This is a genomic window from Paraburkholderia sp. SARCC-3016 (genome assembly GCF_031119615.1).
In the GTDB taxonomy this organism is placed as follows: domain Bacteria; phylum Pseudomonadota; class Gammaproteobacteria; order Burkholderiales; family Burkholderiaceae; genus Paraburkholderia.
The window spans coordinates 368294-386520 of record NZ_JAVHZD010000001.1 but is presented as its reverse complement, the minus strand read 5'-3'; the positions used below and the strand labels follow the sequence as shown (position 1 = coordinate 386520).

The 18227-nt window shown below is 64.5% G+C and carries 15 protein-coding genes and 1 pseudogene; 11 read left to right on the top strand and 5 right to left on the bottom strand.

Features of this window, described 5'->3' with window-relative positions; all coding sequences use genetic code 11:
• The first annotated feature begins 3 nt into the window (after nucleotides 1–3).
• From QYH69_RS01740 to QYH69_RS01725, 4 genes are all read left to right on the top strand, one after another.
• The gene (locus tag QYH69_RS01740) at nucleotides 4–2691 is read left to right on the top strand and encodes a cation-translocating P-type ATPase (RefSeq protein ID WP_308830191.1); all 2688 of its coding nucleotides are present in this window, start codon (nucleotides 4–6) and stop codon (nucleotides 2689–2691) included.
• Nucleotides 2688–3743 (top strand): AI-2E family transporter, encoded by a 1056-nt coding sequence (locus QYH69_RS01735; protein WP_308830190.1) that lies wholly within the window; start codon nucleotides 2688–2690, stop codon nucleotides 3741–3743. Before QYH69_RS01740 ends, QYH69_RS01735 begins: the two co-directional genes overlap by 4 nt.
• An 85-nt stretch (nucleotides 3744–3828) precedes the next feature.
• Nucleotides 3829–6120, top strand: coding sequence for a heavy metal translocating P-type ATPase (locus QYH69_RS01730; RefSeq protein ID WP_308830189.1), 2292 nt, complete (start codon nucleotides 3829–3831; stop codon nucleotides 6118–6120).
• A gap of 169 nt (nucleotides 6121–6289) precedes the next feature.
• Complete coding sequence (locus tag QYH69_RS01725) at nucleotides 6290–6811, top strand: hypothetical protein (protein ID WP_308830188.1); 522 nt, start codon at nucleotides 6290–6292, stop codon at nucleotides 6809–6811.
• Nucleotides 6812–7483: 672 nt separating this feature from the next.
• Here QYH69_RS01725 and QYH69_RS01720 read toward each other — a convergent pair.
• A complete protein-coding gene (locus QYH69_RS01720; protein ID WP_308830187.1) occupies nucleotides 7484–7690 on the bottom strand; it encodes a DUF1330 domain-containing protein in 207 nt (68 codons plus the stop codon).
• Between the two features lie 725 nt (nucleotides 7691–8415).
• On the opposite strand from QYH69_RS01720, the gene QYH69_RS01715 reads away from it, so the two are divergent.
• The 3 genes from QYH69_RS01715 to QYH69_RS01705 all read left to right on the top strand — a co-directional run bounded on the left by QYH69_RS01715 (nucleotide 8416) and on the right by QYH69_RS01705 (nucleotide 9518).
• Complete coding sequence (locus tag QYH69_RS01715; protein ID WP_308830186.1) at nucleotides 8416–8652, top strand: hypothetical protein; 237 nt, start codon at nucleotides 8416–8418, stop codon at nucleotides 8650–8652.
• 96 nt (nucleotides 8653–8748) lie between these two features.
• Nucleotides 8749–9318, top strand: a complete 570-nt coding sequence (locus QYH69_RS01710) for a hypothetical protein (protein ID WP_308830185.1) — start codon at nucleotides 8749–8751, stop codon at nucleotides 9316–9318.
• Nucleotides 9318–9518: a hypothetical protein gene (locus QYH69_RS01705; protein WP_075156003.1), complete on the top strand. Its 201-nt coding sequence runs from the start codon at nucleotides 9318–9320 to the stop codon at nucleotides 9516–9518. Before QYH69_RS01710 ends, QYH69_RS01705 begins: the two co-directional genes overlap by 1 nt.
• Nucleotides 9519–9544: 26 nt before the next feature.
• Here the strand turns inward: QYH69_RS01705 and QYH69_RS01700 are convergent, their stop codons facing one another.
• Together QYH69_RS01700 and QYH69_RS01695 are read right to left on the bottom strand one after the other, a co-directional pair.
• A complete protein-coding gene (locus tag QYH69_RS01700) occupies nucleotides 9545–10435 on the bottom strand; it encodes a LysR family transcriptional regulator (protein WP_075156002.1) in 891 nt (296 codons plus the stop codon).
• Between the two features lie 191 nt (nucleotides 10436–10626).
• Nucleotides 10627–11523 (bottom strand): amidohydrolase family protein, encoded by an 897-nt coding sequence (locus tag QYH69_RS01695; RefSeq protein WP_308830184.1) that lies wholly within the window; start codon nucleotides 11521–11523, stop codon nucleotides 10627–10629.
• 271 nt (nucleotides 11524–11794) lie between these two features.
• Here QYH69_RS01695 and QYH69_RS01690 point away from each other — a divergent pair, with 271 nt between their 5' ends.
• From QYH69_RS01690 to QYH69_RS01675, 4 genes are all read left to right on the top strand, one after another.
• A complete protein-coding gene (locus tag QYH69_RS01690; protein WP_308830183.1) occupies nucleotides 11795–12907 on the top strand; it encodes a D-2-hydroxyacid dehydrogenase in 1113 nt (370 codons plus the stop codon).
• Nucleotides 12908–13007: 100 nt separating this feature from the next.
• On the top strand, nucleotides 13008–14378 hold the full coding sequence (locus QYH69_RS01685; RefSeq protein ID WP_308830182.1) for an MFS transporter: 1371 nt from the start codon (nucleotides 13008–13010) through the stop codon (nucleotides 14376–14378).
• Nucleotides 14379–14474: 96 nt separating this feature from the next.
• Nucleotides 14475–15812 carry an MFS transporter gene (locus tag QYH69_RS01680; protein ID WP_308830181.1) on the top strand — a complete coding sequence of 446 codons (1338 nt, stop codon included), beginning with the start codon at nucleotides 14475–14477 and terminating at the stop codon, nucleotides 15810–15812.
• Nucleotides 15813–15897: 85 nt separating this feature from the next.
• Nucleotides 15898–16686 carry a class II aldolase/adducin family protein gene (locus tag QYH69_RS01675; protein WP_308830180.1) on the top strand — a complete coding sequence of 263 codons (789 nt, stop codon included), beginning with the start codon at nucleotides 15898–15900 and terminating at the stop codon, nucleotides 16684–16686.
• 158 nt (nucleotides 16687–16844) lie between these two features.
• Here QYH69_RS01675 and QYH69_RS01670 read toward each other — a convergent pair whose 3' ends face one another.
• Together QYH69_RS01670 and QYH69_RS01665 are read right to left on the bottom strand one after the other, a co-directional pair.
• A complete protein-coding gene (locus QYH69_RS01670) occupies nucleotides 16845–17669 on the bottom strand; it encodes an isocitrate lyase/phosphoenolpyruvate mutase family protein (protein WP_308830179.1) in 825 nt (274 codons plus the stop codon).
• 64 nt (nucleotides 17670–17733) lie between these two features.
• A pseudogene (locus QYH69_RS01665) lies at nucleotides 17734–18210 on the bottom strand (methylated-DNA--[protein]-cysteine S-methyltransferase); the annotation flags it as partial.
• Nucleotides 18211–18227: the final 17 nt, after the last annotated feature.

Below are 18227 nucleotides of genomic sequence, written 5' to 3'. Positions count from 1 at the left end.
GCGATGTCCGCCACCGGAAACCTCAGCAGCGCCCCCTGGCACACGCAGAGCGCAGCGGCGGTCGCACGACATTTCGAGTCGGATGCAGCGAACGGCATCAGCGACGAGGAAGCGGTGCGCCGTCTGCAACGGTATGGGCCCAATCAGATCGTCGAAGCGAAGCGGCGCAGCCTCGTCGCCATGTTCGCCGCTCAGTTTCGCGACTTCATGATTCTCGTGCTCATCGCGGTCGCGATTCTGTCGGGCCTGCTCGGAGACGTCGAAGACGCGATCGTGATCGTCGCGATCGTGGTGCTGAATGCGGCAATCGGCTTCGTTCAGGACTTTCGCGCCGAACGCGCGATGCTCGAACTCAAGCGCCTCGCCGCGCTGCACGCGGTCGTCGTCCGCGACGGCAAGCGCTCGACGGTTCCCGCCGCAGCGGTCGTGCCGGGCGACGTCATCCTGCTCGAAGCCGGCAACGCCGTGCCGGCCGACGTGCGCCTGATCGAGGCGCCGCAACTGAGAGTCAGCGAAGCCGCGCTGACCGGCGAAGCGATTCCGGTGGAAAAGAACGTCGCCGCGCTCGACGACGCGGGACTACCGTTCGCCGATCACACGAATATGGCCTTCAAAGGCTCGATCGTCACCTATGGACGCGCGTGCGCCATCGTGGTGGCGACCGGCATGGATACGCAACTGGGGCATATCGCGGCGCTGCTCGCCCAGGTGCCCGCCGTCGCAACGCCGCTGCAAACGCGTCTTGCCAGGTTCGGGCGCCAGCTCGCGATCGGCATCCTCGTGGTGTGCGCGGCAATCTTTGCCTCGGGCGTGCTGCGCGGCGAAGCGACGCTGCTGATGCTGCTGACGGCGATGAGCCTTGCCGTCGCCGCCATTCCCGAAGCGCTGCCGGCCGTCGTCACGGTCATGCTCGCGCTCGGGGCGCGCAACATGGCTCGGCGCGCAGCGCTCGTGCGCAGACTGCCTGCCGTCGAAACCTTGGGTTCGGTCAGCTACATCTGCACCGACAAGACGGGCACGCTGACCCGCAACGAGATGCGCGTGGTCGAGCTTCACCCGTGCGGTGCCACGGCCGCGCCGCTGCTGGCAGCCGCCGCGCTCAGCAACGACGCCGAAGGCGACGCGCACGGCGCGCCTGCCGGCGATCCGACCGAAGTCGCGCTATGGCGCGCGGCCGCCGACGCAGGCTTCGACCGGCGCAGCCTCGAGGCATCGATGCCGCGATGCATGGAGTTCGCGTTCGACCCCGAGCGCAAGCGGATGACGACGATTCATCGCACGGCGGAAAACGGCTTCGTCGCATATACGAAAGGCGCGCCGGAGGCCATTGTCGAGCGATGCACGTCGATCGCAAGCGACGATGGCAACGTCGCGGCCAGCGCCGGCGCACCGTTTGACCGCGCCGCGTGGCTCGCCGCGGCGGCCGCGATGGCCGCGAACGGACTGCGCGTGCTCGCGCTCGCGCGGCGCGCATGGCCGTCGCTGCCCGCGGCCGGCAGCGCGCCGGACGAGGTCGAACGCGGCCTGACCTTGCTCGGCTTCGTCGGCATGCGCGACCCGCTGCGGCCCGGCGCGGCCGCGGCGATCGCGACCTGCCTGTCGGCCGGCATCACGCCGGTCATGATCACGGGCGATCATCCGGTCACGGCCGAGGCGATCGCACGCTCGCTCGGCATGCTCGGCGGCGCGGACACGGCGATGACGGGGCGCGAGCTTGCCGCACTGACGGACGACGAACTCGCTGCGCGGATCGGGCACGTCAAGGTTTTTGCGCGGCTCGACCCGGCACAGAAAATTCGCATCGTCGAAGCGATCCAGAAACGCGGCCACTACGTTGCGATGACGGGCGACGGCGTCAACGATGCGCCCGCCCTCGCGCGCGCCGATATCGGCGTGGCAATGGGCAAGACCGGCACCGACGTCGCGCGCGAGGCCGCGAGCCTCGTGTTGCTCGATGACGACTTCACGACCATCGTGGCCGCGGTTCAGGAAGGCCGGCGAATCTTCGACAACATCCGGAAATTCCTGCGCTACGTCCTGACCTGCAACGCGGCCGAAATCTGCGTGGTCGCGGCGTCCCCGTTGTTCGGCTTGCCGGTGCCGCTGCTACCGATTCATATCCTCTGGATCAACCTGCTCACCGATGGCTTGCCCGGCCTCACGCTCGCCGCGGAGCCGGCCGAGCCGACGATCATGCAGCGGCGTCCGCGCCCGCCCGACGAGGGCGTATTCGCTCATGGCATGTGGCAGCACATCGTGTGGGTCGGTCTGGCGATGGCGGCCGTCACGCTCGCAATGCAAGCATGGGCCCTCGACGCCGGCCTCGCCGAATGGCAGACGATGACGTTCACGGTGCTCGCCTTCTCGCAGCTCGGTCACGTGCTCGCGATCCGTTCCGAGCGCGAATCGTTGTTCGCGCAAGGATTGCGCTCGAATCTTCCGCTGCTCGGCGCGGTCGCGCTGACGGTCGCGCTGCAAATGGCAGCCATCTACGTTCCGCCGCTCAGCGCGCTGCTCGACACGACCGCGCTCGATCCCGCCGAACTCGCCATCACGCTGGCCCTGTCGATGGTCGTATTCGTGCTCGTCGAATTCGAGAAGTATCTCGTGCGGCGCAATCTGATCTACCGCTTGCGGCGTCGCTCTGCCGGACATACCACGAAGCGTGCTGCCCGCACGGAAAACACATGACCACACCGATCGGTAAGCAGGCCGTGCTCGCGGTGCTTCTCGGCTGCCTCGTCGTGCTCGGCGGTATCGTGCTGCGTCCGTTCCTGGTTCCGGTGGCGTGGGCCTGCATCATCGCGTACCTGACGTGGCCGATCTACGAGCGCGTGCGAATCGCAGCGGGCAATCGCCGCTCGTGCGCGGCCTTGCTGGTCACGGCGACCTTCACGATCGGCCTGCTCGTGCCCATGCTGTTGCTTTCCGTGCCGCTGATGCGCGAGGCCACGGCGTTTTATCGCGCGTGCGCAGCATGGCTCGCGGAAAACGACCGCGCGTTGGCTTCGATTCCGTGGCTCGGCACGACGTTGCAGGCTTTGCGGGACAGCCTCGCGCACGACCCCTCGAGCTGGCAGGCGCAATTCGCGCTGTGGAGCAAGGAGGCGGTACAGGTCGCGGGCAGTGTCAGCCGAAACGCCGTGAAGCTCGGATTCGCAGTGCTCACGCTGTTCTTCGCCTATCGCGATGGCGAGACGATGCTCGGGCAGGTGCGGCACGCGTTGAAACCGTATCTCGGCGCCCGGCTCGACGCTTATCTCGCCGCGATCGGCGAGGTGTGCCGCTCCGTTGTCTTCGGGACCGTGCTGACGGCCTGTGCCCAGGGCGCGCTCGCCGGCATCGGATACTGGGCAGCGGGCGTCGGCGCGCCGCTGCTGCTCGCCATGTTGACCGCCGCGGCAGCGCTGCTGCCGTTCGGCTCGCCGTTCATCTGGGTGCCGGTCGGCGTATCGCTGATCATCGACGGGCACCTGTGGGCGGGCATCGGGCTGCTTTTGTGGGGCATGCTCGCGGTGAGCTGGATCGACAATATCATCCGGCCGCTCGTGATCAGCAGCACCTCGAAACTGCCGTTTCTGCTCGTTATCTTCGGCATCTTCGGCGGCATCGCGGCGTTCGGTCTGATCGGTCTTTTTGTCGGCCCGCTCGTGATGTCGACGCTGATCGTCGTCTGGCGCGAATGGCAAGCCATGCTCGCCGCGCACGAGGGCAAATCGCAGCCGGCATCCGGCGACGGGTGACCGCCGCCTCATCTCGACTTCGCCGGAACACCGCCTGTTTGATGCGCGTCAAGCGAATGCGCGGGCCGGGTTCGTAAACTGGTTCATGGCACGCCGCTTACCCTCAGTCGATCTCGCGTTGCTGCTCGTCTCGGCAGGCAGTCTGCTGATCGGACTCGCGTTGGCCGCGCTCGGCGAGCGCGCGATCGCCGATCTGCTATGGGCAGCCGGCGCATTGCCGGTCCTGCTGGCGTTGTCGATATCGATCGTTCAAGCGTTGCGCCGGCGTGAAGCGGGCATCGACGTGCTCGCCCTGCTTGCCATTGGTTTTGCACTGGGCCTCGGCGAATTTCTGACGGCGGCGGTGATCTCGCTGATGCTTGCGAGTGGCCGGACGCTGGAACGGTACGCGCAGGAGCGGGCGCGTCGCGAGATGACCGCCCTGCTGAACCGCGCGCCGCGTTATGCCAACCGCTTCGAGGCCGGCGAGTGGCGCACGGTCGCGCTGGACGTCGTGCGTCCCGGCGATCGTCTGCTGGTGCGCGGCGGCGAGTTCGTGCCGGTCGATGGGTCGCTGGCGGCCCACGCGCAGCTCGACGAATCGTCGCTGACCGGCGAGTCGGCCGTTCAGCTCCGGTCGTCCGGCGAATCGGTGAAGAGCGGCATCGTCAACGCCGGTGCTGCGTTCGAGATGATCGCCGCCGCGCGCGCCGCCGATAGCACATTCGCCGCCATCGTCCGCATGGTGAGGTCCGCGCAACAGGAGCGCAGCCCAGCCGTGCGTCTTGCCGACCGCTACGCGCTGTTTTTCGTGCTGGCCGCGCTGGCGCTGGCCGCCGGAAGCTGGCTCGTCACCGGCGACGTGAATCGCGCACTCGCGGTGCTCGTGGTGGCTACGCCGTGCCCGCTGATTCTTGCAGTGCCTGTCGCCGTGGTGTCGGGCATGTCGCGCTGCGCGCGACGCGGGGTGCTGATCAAGGGCGGCGGCGCGCTGGAAAGACTGGCGCGCGCCGAGGTGCTGTTCTTCGACAAGACGGGAACGCTGACGAGCGGACGCGCGCGGCTCGTTTCGATCGAAACCGGACCGGACGTGTCGCAAAGCACCGTGTTGCGCTACGCGGCGTCTCTGGGGCAGGCGTCCGCGCATGCCATTTCGGAAGCCGTCGTGACGGCCGCACGCGAGCGCAATCTCGTGCTGTCGGCGCCGGCCCACGTCGACGAGCAGCCGGGCGCAGGCGTGCGCGGCGAGGTCGAAGGCCATGCTGTCGCAATGGGTTCGTTTGCCTATGTATCGGCACACGCGTCCCCTGCCTCATGGAGCGCGGCGTTTCTTCAACGCGTGGCGTACGAGGGTGCCTCCGCTGTATTCGTCGGCGTGGACGGCGCGATCGCGGGTGCGCTGCAGATGGCCGACCAGATCCGCCTCGAGACGCCGCGCGCGCTGCGCCTGTTACGGCACGAAGGCATCCGGCGCCTGATCATGCTGACGGGCGACAGACGCGACGTGGCCGAGACCATCGGCGCGACGCTCGGCCTGACCGAAGTGCGGCCCGAGCAAACGCCATCGGACAAGCTCGAAGCGATTCGGGCGGCGCGGCGCGAAGGCACGGTCATCATGATCGGCGACGGCGTGAACGACGCGCCCGCTCTCGCGGCTGCCGATGTCGGCGTCGCGATGGGCGCGCGCGGCGCGGCGGCATCGTCGGAGGCAGCCGACGTGGTGCTGCTCGTCGACCGGCTGGATCGACTCGTCGATGGTTTGCGGGTAGCCCGCCGAACGAGACGAATCGCGCTTCAGAGCGTGATCGCAGGCATGGTTCTCTCGTGTGCAGCGATGGGGGTCGCGGCGTTCGGGTTTCTGCCTCCTCTCCTCGGCGCGATCATTCAGGAGGTCATCGACGTGGCAGTCATCGCGAATGCGTTGCGCGCCTTGCGGATACGACCGGCAAATAAGGCGGCCCGCCTTTCCGGTAGCGATGCAGACCGTTTGAAACGCGAGCATGTCGAACTCGGTCCCGTGATGGAGCAGATCAGGGAACTGGCGGACGCGTTGCCGCGCTTGCCCGCCGCCTCGGTCGCGGGCGCACTCGCGCGCTTGAACGATTTGCTCGAGCTTCGGCTCGTGCCGCATGAACAACGTGACGATCTGCAGGTGTATCCGGACCTCGCGCGTCTGGTGGGCGGCGACGATCCGATGGCCGCAATGAGCGCAACGCATCGCGAGATATTCCGGATTGCCCGGTTGCTTCGGCACATGACCGAGGACATTCGCCCCGAAGGCCCCGATGCCGCTGTCGTGTGCGAATTGCAGCGGCTGCTGTACGGGCTCGATGCCATCGTCCGTCTGCATTGCGCGCAGGAGGACGAACTGTTCCACACGCTCGGCGAGGGGACATGAATGCGCGAAGTCTCGCACCTCGTGCGCGCGAATCGGCGGCGGCGTCCGGGAAGCAGAATTCGCGGTTTGCTCCGCTTGATGCATGTCAAGCCAGAGTTCGAGCCCGCGAATAAGCTGCAATCAGCGACGAAACCTGTCGCTCGTCACACGCAACGCATCTGGAGGCCACATGAAAAAATTCGTGTTTATCCTCGCACTTTTCACCGCCCTGACTTCGCCCGTGCTGCTTGCTGCATCGAAGGACGCGGCTGGCTCTCAAGACAGTTCCAGCCAGCAAAGCCCGGATACGGCCGCGTTCGATAAGAATCTGGCTCAGTTTCAGGAGCAGATGAAGGTCATGCAGGCGCAGATGGACAAGATCCGCAACACTCAGGATCCCCAGGAACGTCAGAAGCTTCTGCAGCAGCACTGGGAAACCATGCAGAGAGCGATGCGCACGATGCACGGCATGTGGGGCCCCGGAATGATGGGCTACGGCCGGATGGGACCCGGCATGATGGGAGGCGCCGGTCCCGGCTGTTGCGGCGGCGGCTGGGGGCATATGGGCGGCTACTACTCGCAGATGACGCCCGAACAGTTGCGCAAGCGTCAATACATGACCGACCAGTATCTTCATATGCAGCAGGAAATGATGAACAACATGATGTGGCAGCAACAGTACCGGATGGGACCGCCGGCTTCGGCCCAGTGAGATACGTGCGAACCAGCAGCCGATTTGATCCGCGCACGCGTTTGCCGCGCACTCTGCGCATTCCGTGCTTGCCGGCTTTGACTGCCTGCCCGGCTTCGCCGTCTCCGCTTTCGCCGATGACCTCTCGACACGGCGCGCGGCACAGCCGCCGCCCGCGCAACTGCAGGGCAACGGTATTGGTTGGACTAGGCTTCATTGCAAATCAAATTCACCATGGTGACGTGTTACTTGTCGGCCTCAGAAGCCGATGGTGCGCCTATTGGTCAACCTCGCTAGGTGGGGCGGCTCCGTTACCATAGTCAAAGCAAGGAAAGTAAGGTCCGCGCTCCGGCCACGGAGTTCGTTGTGAATGGTACAACTGGCTTGGAATGTAGTAGATCGCCAAACGCCTAACAGGTTAGGGTGACTGAGTGTGTTGATACTGAGTCGTGACCTGTTCGCGCGGTCCCCTCCTCATCGAATTGGCCTGGAGTGACTCCCTGAGTCAGGTCGGAACGCCGAAGCCGGTACGGATCGGCGTTCATGCGTTCAGGCGGGCTTCACGGCGTTGCGAATTCCTTCGGCGAAAGCCTTGATTGTGAAGCCTTCTGGCATCGAATCGATCAGGATGATGTCGGAAATGGCATTTTTGGTTCGCAATGGACGGATAGCCTGATACGCCGGCGAGTTATACTAGGCATCCGCCGCCTCGCGGTTTGGAAACTCCATCAGCACCACCGAACCCGGCCAGGCGCCTTCGACTATGTCGCCTTGGCCTTGTGCAAGCCACCGGCCACCGAACGGCACTACGGTCGCCTCCACTTGCTCCAGATACGAGAGACCGGCTTCATTTGGGACGTCGCCGGGAATCCGCAGGTGATTGACAAGATACGTTGCCATGATTGTCGCTTCCTTCAAAAGGATGTGCCCGAATTGGATGGCACTGTGCTGGTCGGTAGGTATTGCATCCTCGCGTGAATGGCCGCTATGCAACGGTGACTGACGGTGGCTGCAGCCGAACTTCGCCTGTGGGTCGACCTGAGCCCAACGCGGGCGACCAGCAGCCGAGCGAGAGTCGAAATCGGCTTGCACTAGCCTTCCGTAAGCGTCGAATTGACTACTCGGCTCGATTTTTCGTCCGAGACGATTAGTATATTCATCGCTCCGGTGTCGAAAGGACAACCAGCTATGCAAAAAAAGATTATCGCCACTGCGCTAACTGGAACGGCGCTGCTTCTGGGAGCCTGCGTGTACCGGAAACGGTCATTCATCGCACGCTGACCCGATGTCCCTTCAGGGTCGGTTTGAGTCTGCCAGGCACCGGACGACATACATTCGCGAATTCGTCATTGCGCTGGCTGTCGTGGAACAGCATCTCGGCGCCCCTTGATTTGCAGCTGCTCTGCCGTAGATCGGCCGGGAGGACAATCCCGGCAGTCTCATCAATTCGGTCTTTTCAGTCTCACGAAGTTCGCTCCAGTCTCACGAATTCCGTTTCCCTGCACAACGTGCGCTCGCGACAACCTCGCGACAACGCGTGACACCTGTATATTTATACAGTATCCTATGCGCAGCCTAACCGTGATGCCTGCTCGATCATCGCCTTGAAACCCGCGCCGCCTCCCATGCCCAAAATCGCTGCCCTCGTCGCCCGCCTGAGGGCCGCGTTCGGCACCGCCGTCGTCGACGGCGCAATCCGGCGCGGCAAAGACGGCGAGCCGACGTTTCATGCACGCGAAAACGGCCGGTCGGTCGGAACCGCCGGGCGGCCGCGTACAATTCATGGCGCGTCGATGGCCATATGTTGCGCGATAAACACTTTTGCACAGGCTGTGACGGCTCGTGCGTCGGCCGGAGCGTGAGTTGCCGCTTGAATGGACAATGCGCGGTTGCAGTGATCGATGAGCGGTCTGGCGAAAAGCGTCAGCAAAAGGGATGAGCGGAAAGGAGTAAGCGGAATGGAGATTGACATGCTGCGACTTTCGATGAGCGCCGTGCTTCGAGTGCTTCGGGCTCCGGTTCGCCTTCCGGCGTCCTCGCCGGCCCTGCTCGCTTCGCGCTTGCTTGCCACGTCGCTGCTCGCTGCCGCGCCCGCTGCTTTTGCCGGCGAACGCATCATCGAAATCTGGAATCCGCCCGAAGCGCGGCTGCCTGCCGGACATACGCCGGAAGCGCGGCGAGGCGCGCATCTGATCGGCAAGAGCGCGACGACGCCGCATCGCCGGAAGGTGCTCGCGCATCGCAGTGCGTCGGCGCCGCATCAACATCAAACTGCGCAGCGCAGTTTGCAACAGGGTTCGCCGCAAGGCTCACACGAAGCGGCGAGTCAGCCTCGAAACCCGGCCGCGAACGAAGGCACGCGTCACGCAACGACACCCGCCATCGATGCGAGCCGTCTCAAGCACAACGAAGTCCCGGCGCCGAAGCACGACCTCTCGCACTTCGAGGACATTCCGCGCATCGTCACGCCGGAAGGCAATGTGTTGCGCGTCGGCACCGGCGGCGCGACGGCTCAGGTCACGCGCTAATGCAAGCGCGGTACTACAAGGGCTATTCGATCTGGGGTCATGCGATCCGCCAGCAGGATGGTTATGCGGCGAGCGGCACGATCACATCCGGCGCGAAGGTCGTCGAAGCGTCGGGCATTCTTGCGCACGTCAACACCGAAGAAGAAGCGGAAACCGTCGGCCTCGAATGGGCCGAGGCATGGGTCGATAGTCATAGCTAGCGAAAATCGCAGACCACGCGCTCGGCTCAGGCCGCCAGCAACTGATCGACAAACGCCGCAATGGCGGGCCGAAGCGCGCTGCGCTCGGTCGCCGACATACAGATATAGAACTGCCGGCACGCCCAGTCGTCAAGCAGGCGAATCGCCTTCAACCCATAGCGCGAAAGATAGGTGGCGGCGATCAGCTCCGGCATGATTCCGATGCCGATCTGCTCGCGAATCAGCCGGCAACGCGCTTCATAATCCGACACCTCGATGCGTACATTCAACGGCTGCGACAAGCTCGCTTCGGCAAGCGACAAAAACGCCTCGTACGAGTGACGCGGAAAGTAGCCGACGAACGGGTAGTCCTTCGCCGACTCAAGCGTCGTCTCGTCGAGACGCGCAAGCGGATGATCGAGCGGCACGACCAGCGCGACGCGATCCTGCCGGTATGGCAGCGAGTGAACGCCGGGCGCCGGCGTCAGCGCATGGTAAATGCCGAGGTCCGCTTCGGCGTCGGTCACGAGCCGCGGAATGTCGTAGCTATACCGTTCCTGCAAGTCGATCTGCGCGCCCGGTTCGCTCGCGAAATAGCGGCTCAGCACTTGCGGCAAGTATTGAATGATCGACGAGCGGTTCGCGGCCAGACGTATCTTCGGCATGCCGCCCGCACCAAATTCGGCAACGTTGTTCTGCGCTAGCTCGACGCTGCGCAGAATCGCCTTCGCACGGTGATAAAGCGCAGCGCCGGCAGGGGTCGGCTCGACGCCCCGTGCATGCCGCAAGAGCAGCACGGCGCCCAGACGCCGCTCGAGTTCGGCAATGCGCTTGCTGGCCGCCGACGTCGCCAGATTCTCGCGCTCGGCCGCCTTGGAAAGGCTCTTCGATTCGATCGCCGAGACGAGCATCTGCAAGCCCAACAAATCCATTTTCATGTGATGCGCTATCAGTCGTAAGGGCACGTGGCCGCGCGTGGCGCGCTGCCGCTTTTGCGATGATACGCGCCGCGCTTCAGGGCACGCCTCGACGAGCGACAATGACCGCCTGAGGGCCTACCTCAGCGAGCCACTCAGCGACCCACTCAGCGCCACCAGGCAGCCGCCTCGGCACGACCTCACTGGTCGCCTCAACTGGCAAAGCCGTACAGGCGCGCGGGGTTGTCGACGAGAATCGCGCGCCGCAACGACTCGTCCGGCACCGCGCGCGCGAAGCGCTCGAGCAGCACGGCATCGTCGGGCATCCGCGCCGCGTCGAAGTAGTTGACATGCGGCCAGTCGCTGCCCCATACGACCTGCTGCGGGTTCGCCGCGAGAATCGCATCGAAGAACGGCGCGACGTCGTCGTAAGGCGCTCCCTGCGCGCTGACGCGATCGGCGCCCGAAATCTTCGTCCAGGCCGCGCCATCGGCGAGCATCGCGATAAGGCGCTGGAAGCCTGCGTCGGCAGTGCCGTTCGCGACGCTCATGCGCCCCATGTGGTCGATCACAAGGCCGATCGAGAGTGCGCGTAACAGCGGTTCGAGCTCGGGCAGATCGGGCGCGTGAACCCAGATCTGCGCATGCCAGCCGCGCGCGGCAAGCTTTGGCGGCGCCAACGCGCGCAATGCGTCGAGTCCCGCGCCGTTGCGGTAAACCGCCTGCCCGTCGCGGCGAAACAGATTGAAACGCGCCGCGCGCACGCCATGCTCGGTCAGGGCGTCGAGTTCCGCTTCCGGCGTATCCGCACCGAGCACCGCAACGCCGCGCAAACGCGCGGGAAAGCGCTGCAGTGCATCGACGAGCGACGCGTTGTCCGTCCCGTAGACGCTCGCTGTCACGAGCACGCCGCGCTCGAAGCCGAGGCCGTCGAGATGCGCGATAAAGCGGTCCGCGGGGTTTTCCGGCGGCGTATAGCTGCGCTCGTCGGCAAGTGCAAAGCGCGCATACGGGCCGAATACGTGCGCATGGCAATCGCAGGCATGCGGCGGCATCGTGATTGGCCGGGCAGCCGGCGTCGGCAAAGGTCCGAGGCAAGGTTTCGTCATGGGTCGTGTTCGTAGTGTCTGCGAGCGGCGCGACGTCTCGAAGCCGTATCGACCGGGGCGGCGCGCGACCTCATGGTACGGCGGCACGACACGGCGAGCGTTAACCAGATGGAAACGGTGCGTTCACCAAAGAGATCAGCACGCGCGCTGGAGGGCGTCAGAATAAGCCGTTCGCGCTTGCGCTTTTCCTTAACGAGATAGCCGCGCGCGTCGGCCACGCAAAACAATAACGACAAGACAGCATTTGAACATCATGGAGACGAAGCGCCCCTTGGACATTCTGCTTTCCCGCTACGCCGCACAGCATTTCGGCGATGCCATTGCAAAGACGCTGCATGCGGCACCCTACCGGATCATTACACCCGACGACATCGTAGACGCGGGTCCGGCGCGCGCAGACGGCTCGCGCGATGTTGCGAAAGCCGCACCCATTGTTCCGGTCGCGCCAATCGCCGCATTGATCAGCCGCGACGTGACGGGGCGCTCGACAAAGGCCGTCGTAACCGCCGAGACGCAGCACTTCTACGATGCGTTGCTTGCCTCGCCAGGTTTGCGCTGGGTGCACGCGCATTCGGCCGGCCTCGACCGGCCGATCTATCCGGAACTGCTGCGACGCGGCGTGCGCGTCACGACGTCGGCCGGTGCGAATGCGCGCCCCGTCGCGCACTCGGCGCTCGCCGGCCTGCTCTCGCTCGCGCGGCGTCTGCCACGACTGCAGGCCGCGCAACGCGAGCACGCATGGAAACCGCTGCTCGACGACGACACACCACGCGATCTCGCGGGCCAGAACGCACTGATCGTCGGCTATGGCGCGATCGGCCAGCGGCTCGCGAAGCTGCTCGATGCGCTCGAAATGAACGTAACCGTCGTGCGTCGCGAACTCGCCGCAAGCGGCAACGGCCGCCTGACCGAAAACGAAGCTACGGCTCATCGCAGCATCGCATTCGCCGAGATCGACCGCGCTTTGCCCAACACCGACTGGCTGATCCTCGCCTGCCCGCTTTCACCGCTGACCGCGCGGCTTATCGACGCCCGTCGCCTGCGGCTGCTACGGCCTGGCGCGCATCTGATCAACGTCGCACGCGGCGAAGTGGTCGTCGAAGCCGATCTGATCGCGGCACTGCGCGCGGGCACCGTCGCCGGCGCATATCTCGATGTGTTCGAGCACGAGCCGCTCGACGCGGCCTCGCCGCTATGGGATCTGCCGAACGTACTGGTCACCCCGCACACGGCGGGACACGCGGACAGCCACTACGCGGCGGTCGGCCGCATCTGGCTCGACAACCTCGCACGTTTCAACCGCGGCGAGCCGCTCATCAACGAGGCGCAAGCGCATTCGCACGGGTCGCATCCGCGCGAACCACAGCAACTCGCAACGCGATGACGGACCACTGCCCGCTCCTCGACGCGCTCATAGACGGACACGCGCAAACGCGACGCCACGCGCAGTAAGCGCCAAAGTCAAACAACGGAGACAAGCCAACATGAACGCCCGCATCGTATCGCCGTCCGTGCCTTCTTCCACGGACATTGCCGGCTCATCCGCCGACGCACGGCGCGAGCGCGCGATCTATCGCAAGATCGCATGGCGGATTCTGCCGCTGCTCGTGTTCTGCTACATCCTCAACTATCTCGACCGCATCAACATCGGCATCGCGCAATTGCAGTTCAAATCGGACCTCGGCTTCAGCGATGCGGCTTACGGGCTCGGCGCCGGGCTGCTGTTCGTCGGCTACGTGCTGTTCGAAATCCCCAGCAATCTGTTACTCGACCGCATCGGCGTGCGTAAGACTTTTCTGCGCATCATGGTCGCATGGGGCGTGCTATCGACGATGACGATGTTCGTGCGCACACCAATGCAGTTTTACATCGTGCGTTTTCTGATCGGCGTCGCCGAAGCGGGCTTCACTCCAGGCATCTTTCTGTATCTGAGCTACTGGTTTCCCGCGCGGCGCCGTGCGCGCATGACGTCGATTTTCTATCTGAGCATCCCGATCGCGGCGATCGTGGGTACCCCACTGTCGGGCTGGATCATGCATGCGTTCGGCGGCGACCTTGGACTGCGCGGCTGGCAGTGGCTCTTCATGCTCGAAGGGCTGCCCTCGGTGCTGTTCGGCGTAATCGTCTATTTCGCGCTTAGCGACCGGCCGCAGCAGGCGGCGTGGCTCGACGCAAGCGAACAGGCCTTCGTGCTCGCGCAACTGGCTGCCGACGATGCGCAGAAGACACGCCGCGTCGCGCATCAGGCAAAAGCTTCGGCATTGCGAGTGATCGCGCGCGATCCGCGCGTGTTCTGCGCGGGGTTCACATTCGCGTGCAGCTTTTCGCTCGGCAACACGCTCGCGTTCTGGGCGCCGGTCGTTATCCGCAATTCGGGCATCGCGCAGGTTGCCAACGTCGGTGTGCTCGCGGCAATTCCGGCGCTCGTCGGTATCGTCGTGATGCTGGCCGTCGGCCGCCATTCCGATCGCACGCTCGAGCGCCGCTGGCACGCGGCCCTCGCGCTATTCGCGGCGGCCGGCGCGCTTGCGCTGCTGCCGCATTTCCGTGGCGATACGACTGTCGCGCTCGCGCTGCTCGCCGTCGCGTCGGCCGGACATTACTCGTGCCTCGCGGTGTTCTGGTCGATACCGCCCACTTATCTTCCTCGCGAAACCGCCGCGGCGGGCATCGCGCTCGTCAATGTGATCGGTTCGCTGGGCGGCGCGCTCAGCACCGCGGCGCTCGGCTGGATGAGCAAGGGCCCGCAAGGTTTCGGCATCGGGCTCGTCGTGCTCGGCGCCGTCATCGCGTGCGGTGCGGCCCTGCTGCTCGTCGCATTTCCAGCGCGCGTCCTGCGATCGGGTGCGGCATGAAGTCACTGCATGAAGCGCCGGGGAACGGGATAAAGAAACATGGCGAATCGCGGCAGCATCGACTGCAGACACACATTGAGTAAAAGGAGACTACACATGCACGATTCCTTCGGTACGTCGACGGCCGCTGCTGCCGCCGACGATCTCGACGATGCCAAACGTCGCGCCGCACGCCGGCGCACCGCGGTCAAGTCGATTGTCGGCGGCTCGATCGGCAATCTGATCGAGTGGTACGACTTCCACGTCTACACGACCTTTTCCATCTACTTCGCGGCATCGTTCTTTCCGCGCGAGAACCGCACGATCCAGTTGCTGAGCGCAGCCGCGATCTTCGCTCTCGGCTTCCTGTTGCGCCCGGTCGGCAGCTGGATGATCGGCCTTTACGCCGATCGTCGTGGCCGCCGCGCAGGGCTCACGTTATCGGTTGCGCTGATGTGCGCGGGGTCGCTCGCGATCGGCCTGTGCCCGACTTATCCGCAGATCGGCTTTGCCGCGCCCGTGGTGCTGCTGCTCGCGCGCCTCGTGCAGGGCTTTTCTCTCGGCGGCGAGTATGGCGCGAGTTCGGTGTATCTGAGCGAGATCGCAAAGCCGGGGCACCGCGGCTTCTACAGCAGTTTCCATTACGTGACGCTGATTCTCGGCCAGTTGCTCGCGACCATGGTGCAGGTCGTGCTGCAAGACCTTGTGTTCACGCATGCGCAACTCGTCGAGTGGGGCTGGCGCGTGCCTTTCGTGACGGGCGCCGGACTCGCGCTCGTCGCGTGGTGGGTGCGCCGCAATATCGATGAAACACCCGACTTCCGCGCGCTGTCCGAGAAAGCCAAACGCGAGCTGCACCTCGCCGAACTAAGCAAACACTGGCGGCCGGTGCTGCTCGTATTCGGCCTCACGACGGGCGGCACGCTCGCGTTCTTCACCTATACGGTCTACATGCATAACTACCTGGTCAACACGGTTGGCTTGACCGCCGGGCAAAGCTCATGGATCTCGCTGTCCACGCTCGCGCTTTTCATGGTCGTGCAGCCGCTGTTCGGCGCGTTGTCCGATCGCATTGTCCGTCGCGCACTGTTGCTCTGGTTCGGCGTTGCCGGCACGTTCGGCACCTACCCGCTGCTCACGGCGCTCGCCCATACGCGCGATGAAATGACCGCGTTCTTTCTGCTCGCATTTGCGCTGATGATCGTGTCCGGCTACTCGTCGGTGTGCTCGGTCGTGAAGGCGGAGATTTTTCCGGCACGGCTGCGTGCGCTCGGCGTCGGCGTGCCGTATTCGGTTGCGACCGCAATCTTCGGCGGCACGGCCTCGTACGCGGGGCTCTGGTTCAAGAGCATCGGCCACGAAAGCGGGTTCTACCTGTATGCGTCGGCCTGCATCGCCTGCACGCTGATCGCCACGTTGAGCCTGCGCAAGAGCGACGTTCAGATGCAGCCATGAACGCCGCCACGTCTCGACACGCTTTCTTCTCATCGCGGGCGCCTCGCCCGCCGGTTTCGCTGTACCGATCAGCAGGAGTCTTTTTATGACGAAGCAAACGGAATTTTCCATCCCGTCCATGCGCGAACACTGTTCCGAAGCCGAGTGGCAAGTGCGCGTCGATCTGGCCGCCTGCTACCGGCTCGTCGAGTTGTACGGCATGTCGGACATGATTGCCAATCACATCTCCGCGCGCGTGCCCGGCGAAAACGACGCGTTCCTGATCAACGCATACGGAATGCTCTATGAAGAGATCACTGCATCGAGCCTGATCAAGATCGATCATGAAGGCAACATCATCAGCAAGCCCGCGTTTGTCGGCTCCGACTATGGCATCAACCGCGCGGGCTATGTCATTCACGGCGCCATTCACGAAGCGAAGCCCGACATCAACTGTGTGATTCATACGCATAGCTGGCCGGGTATGGCGGTGTCGTCGCTCAAGTGCGGCCTGCTGCCGCTTACACAAACATCGATGCGCTTCTACAAGATCGGTTACCACGACTATTTCGGTGTCGTCCTCGATACATCGGAACGCGAATCGCTTGTGCACGACCTCGGCGACAACAATGCGCTGATTTTGCGCAACCATGGGCTGCTGACGGTCGGCAAGACGATTCCAGAAGCGTTCAACGCGATGCACCGGCTCGAACTGTCGTGCCGGTCGCAGCTTGCGGCAATGGCCTGCAATGTCGAGCTGAATCCGGTACCGAAGAAGGTACTCGAGGAAACGTATATGAATTATCAGCCGCAGACGCGCCGTCCCTATGGCGTCATGGAATGGCCTGCGCTGTTGCGCAAGCTCGACCGGATCGATACTTCGTATCGCGACTGAGAGGCGTGTTAGTCAGCACGCGGCGCTGCAATCCGAGCGGTGAACTCGCGGCCTCGCCGGTTTGTCGCTCGATCGCGCATCGACGCTTACCAGCGTTCGACCCATGTCGTAAGCTGATCGACGCGTAGTGTTTCGCGGGCCGCGTCCGAACTCCGCGTTCAAGCGTCTGGGCCGAACAACCGGTTGATGTCGCCACCGCTCGGCGCATCGGGAAAGCCCTCGAAACGCCCGTCGGCAAGCGGCTGCGCCGCGCGCATCAATCCACCCCAAGCGGCGCGCGCCAACCCGCCGCCGGTGCTGATACGCCGCACGCCCAACGCCTCGATATCGCGTAACGTGAACGACGAATTCCCGCCGATCAACAGATTTACCGGTTTCGGCGCGACCGCGGCCACCACGGCTTCGATCTGCTCGCGCGTGCGAATTCCGGGCGCGTACAGGCAATCGGCGCCGGCCGCCGCATAGGCCCTCAGGCGCGCGAGCGTATCGTCGAGATCGGGTACGCCAGCGAAGAAATTCTCCGCGCGCGCCACAAGCAGCGTGTCGCCGCCAGTCTGGTCGATTGCGCGACGCGCCGCGCGCAGCCGTTCCACTGCCACATCGATTGGAAAAAGCGGCATGTCGGCGCGCCCGGTCGAATCTTCGATCGATAACCCTGCGACCCCCGCTTCGACCGCAAGCGCAACGCTTTGCGCCACGCCTTCGGCATCGGTGCCGAAGCCGCTTTCGAAATCCGCGTTGATCGGCAGATCGGTCGCCTCGACCATCTGGCGCAGATGCGCAAGGATTGCGTCGCGCGGCAGATTGTTGTCCTCGCGCCCGCTCGACCATGCGAAGCCTGCGCTCGTCGTGGCAAGCGCCTTGAAGCCGAGCGACTGCAAATAGCGGGCGCTGCCCGCATCCCACGGGTTCGGCAGGATAAAACAGCCTGACGCGTGCAATGCGCGGAAAGCAGCGCGCTTTTCTGCGGTAGTGCGTGACATCGAGTGTCTCCTTTAGAAGGAATCGCAACCGCAACCGCGCTCAAATCAGCGACGGCTGCACCGCGCCCGCTTCGAGCGCAATCAATGCGGCTTTGGTCTGTATGCCGCCGGCGAAGCCGGTCAGATCGCCAGACGCGCCGATCACGCGATGGCACGGCGCGATAATCGAAATCGGGTTGCGGCCGTTCGCCGCGCCGACCGCGCGCGTCGCGTTCACGTCGCCGATCTGCACGGCAATCTCGCGGTAGCTGCGCGTCTCGCCAAATGGAATGGTCAGCAGCGCGCTCCACACTTTCTTCTGGAAGTCGGTGCCGATAAACTCTGTGGCCACGTCGAAACGCGTGCGCGTGCCGGCGAAGTATTCGTCGAGCTGGCGCGCGGTTTCGACCAGCACCGGGTGATCGTCCACCTCCCGCATCTCGCCGAGCCTCACGCGGCCCGGCCGGTCGTTTTCCCACAGAATCGCCACAAGGCACTCGCCGCGCGCGACGAGCTTCAGCTTACCGACCGGCGACGCGACAAACCTGTAGACATACGACATTGCGCTCTCCTCGCCGC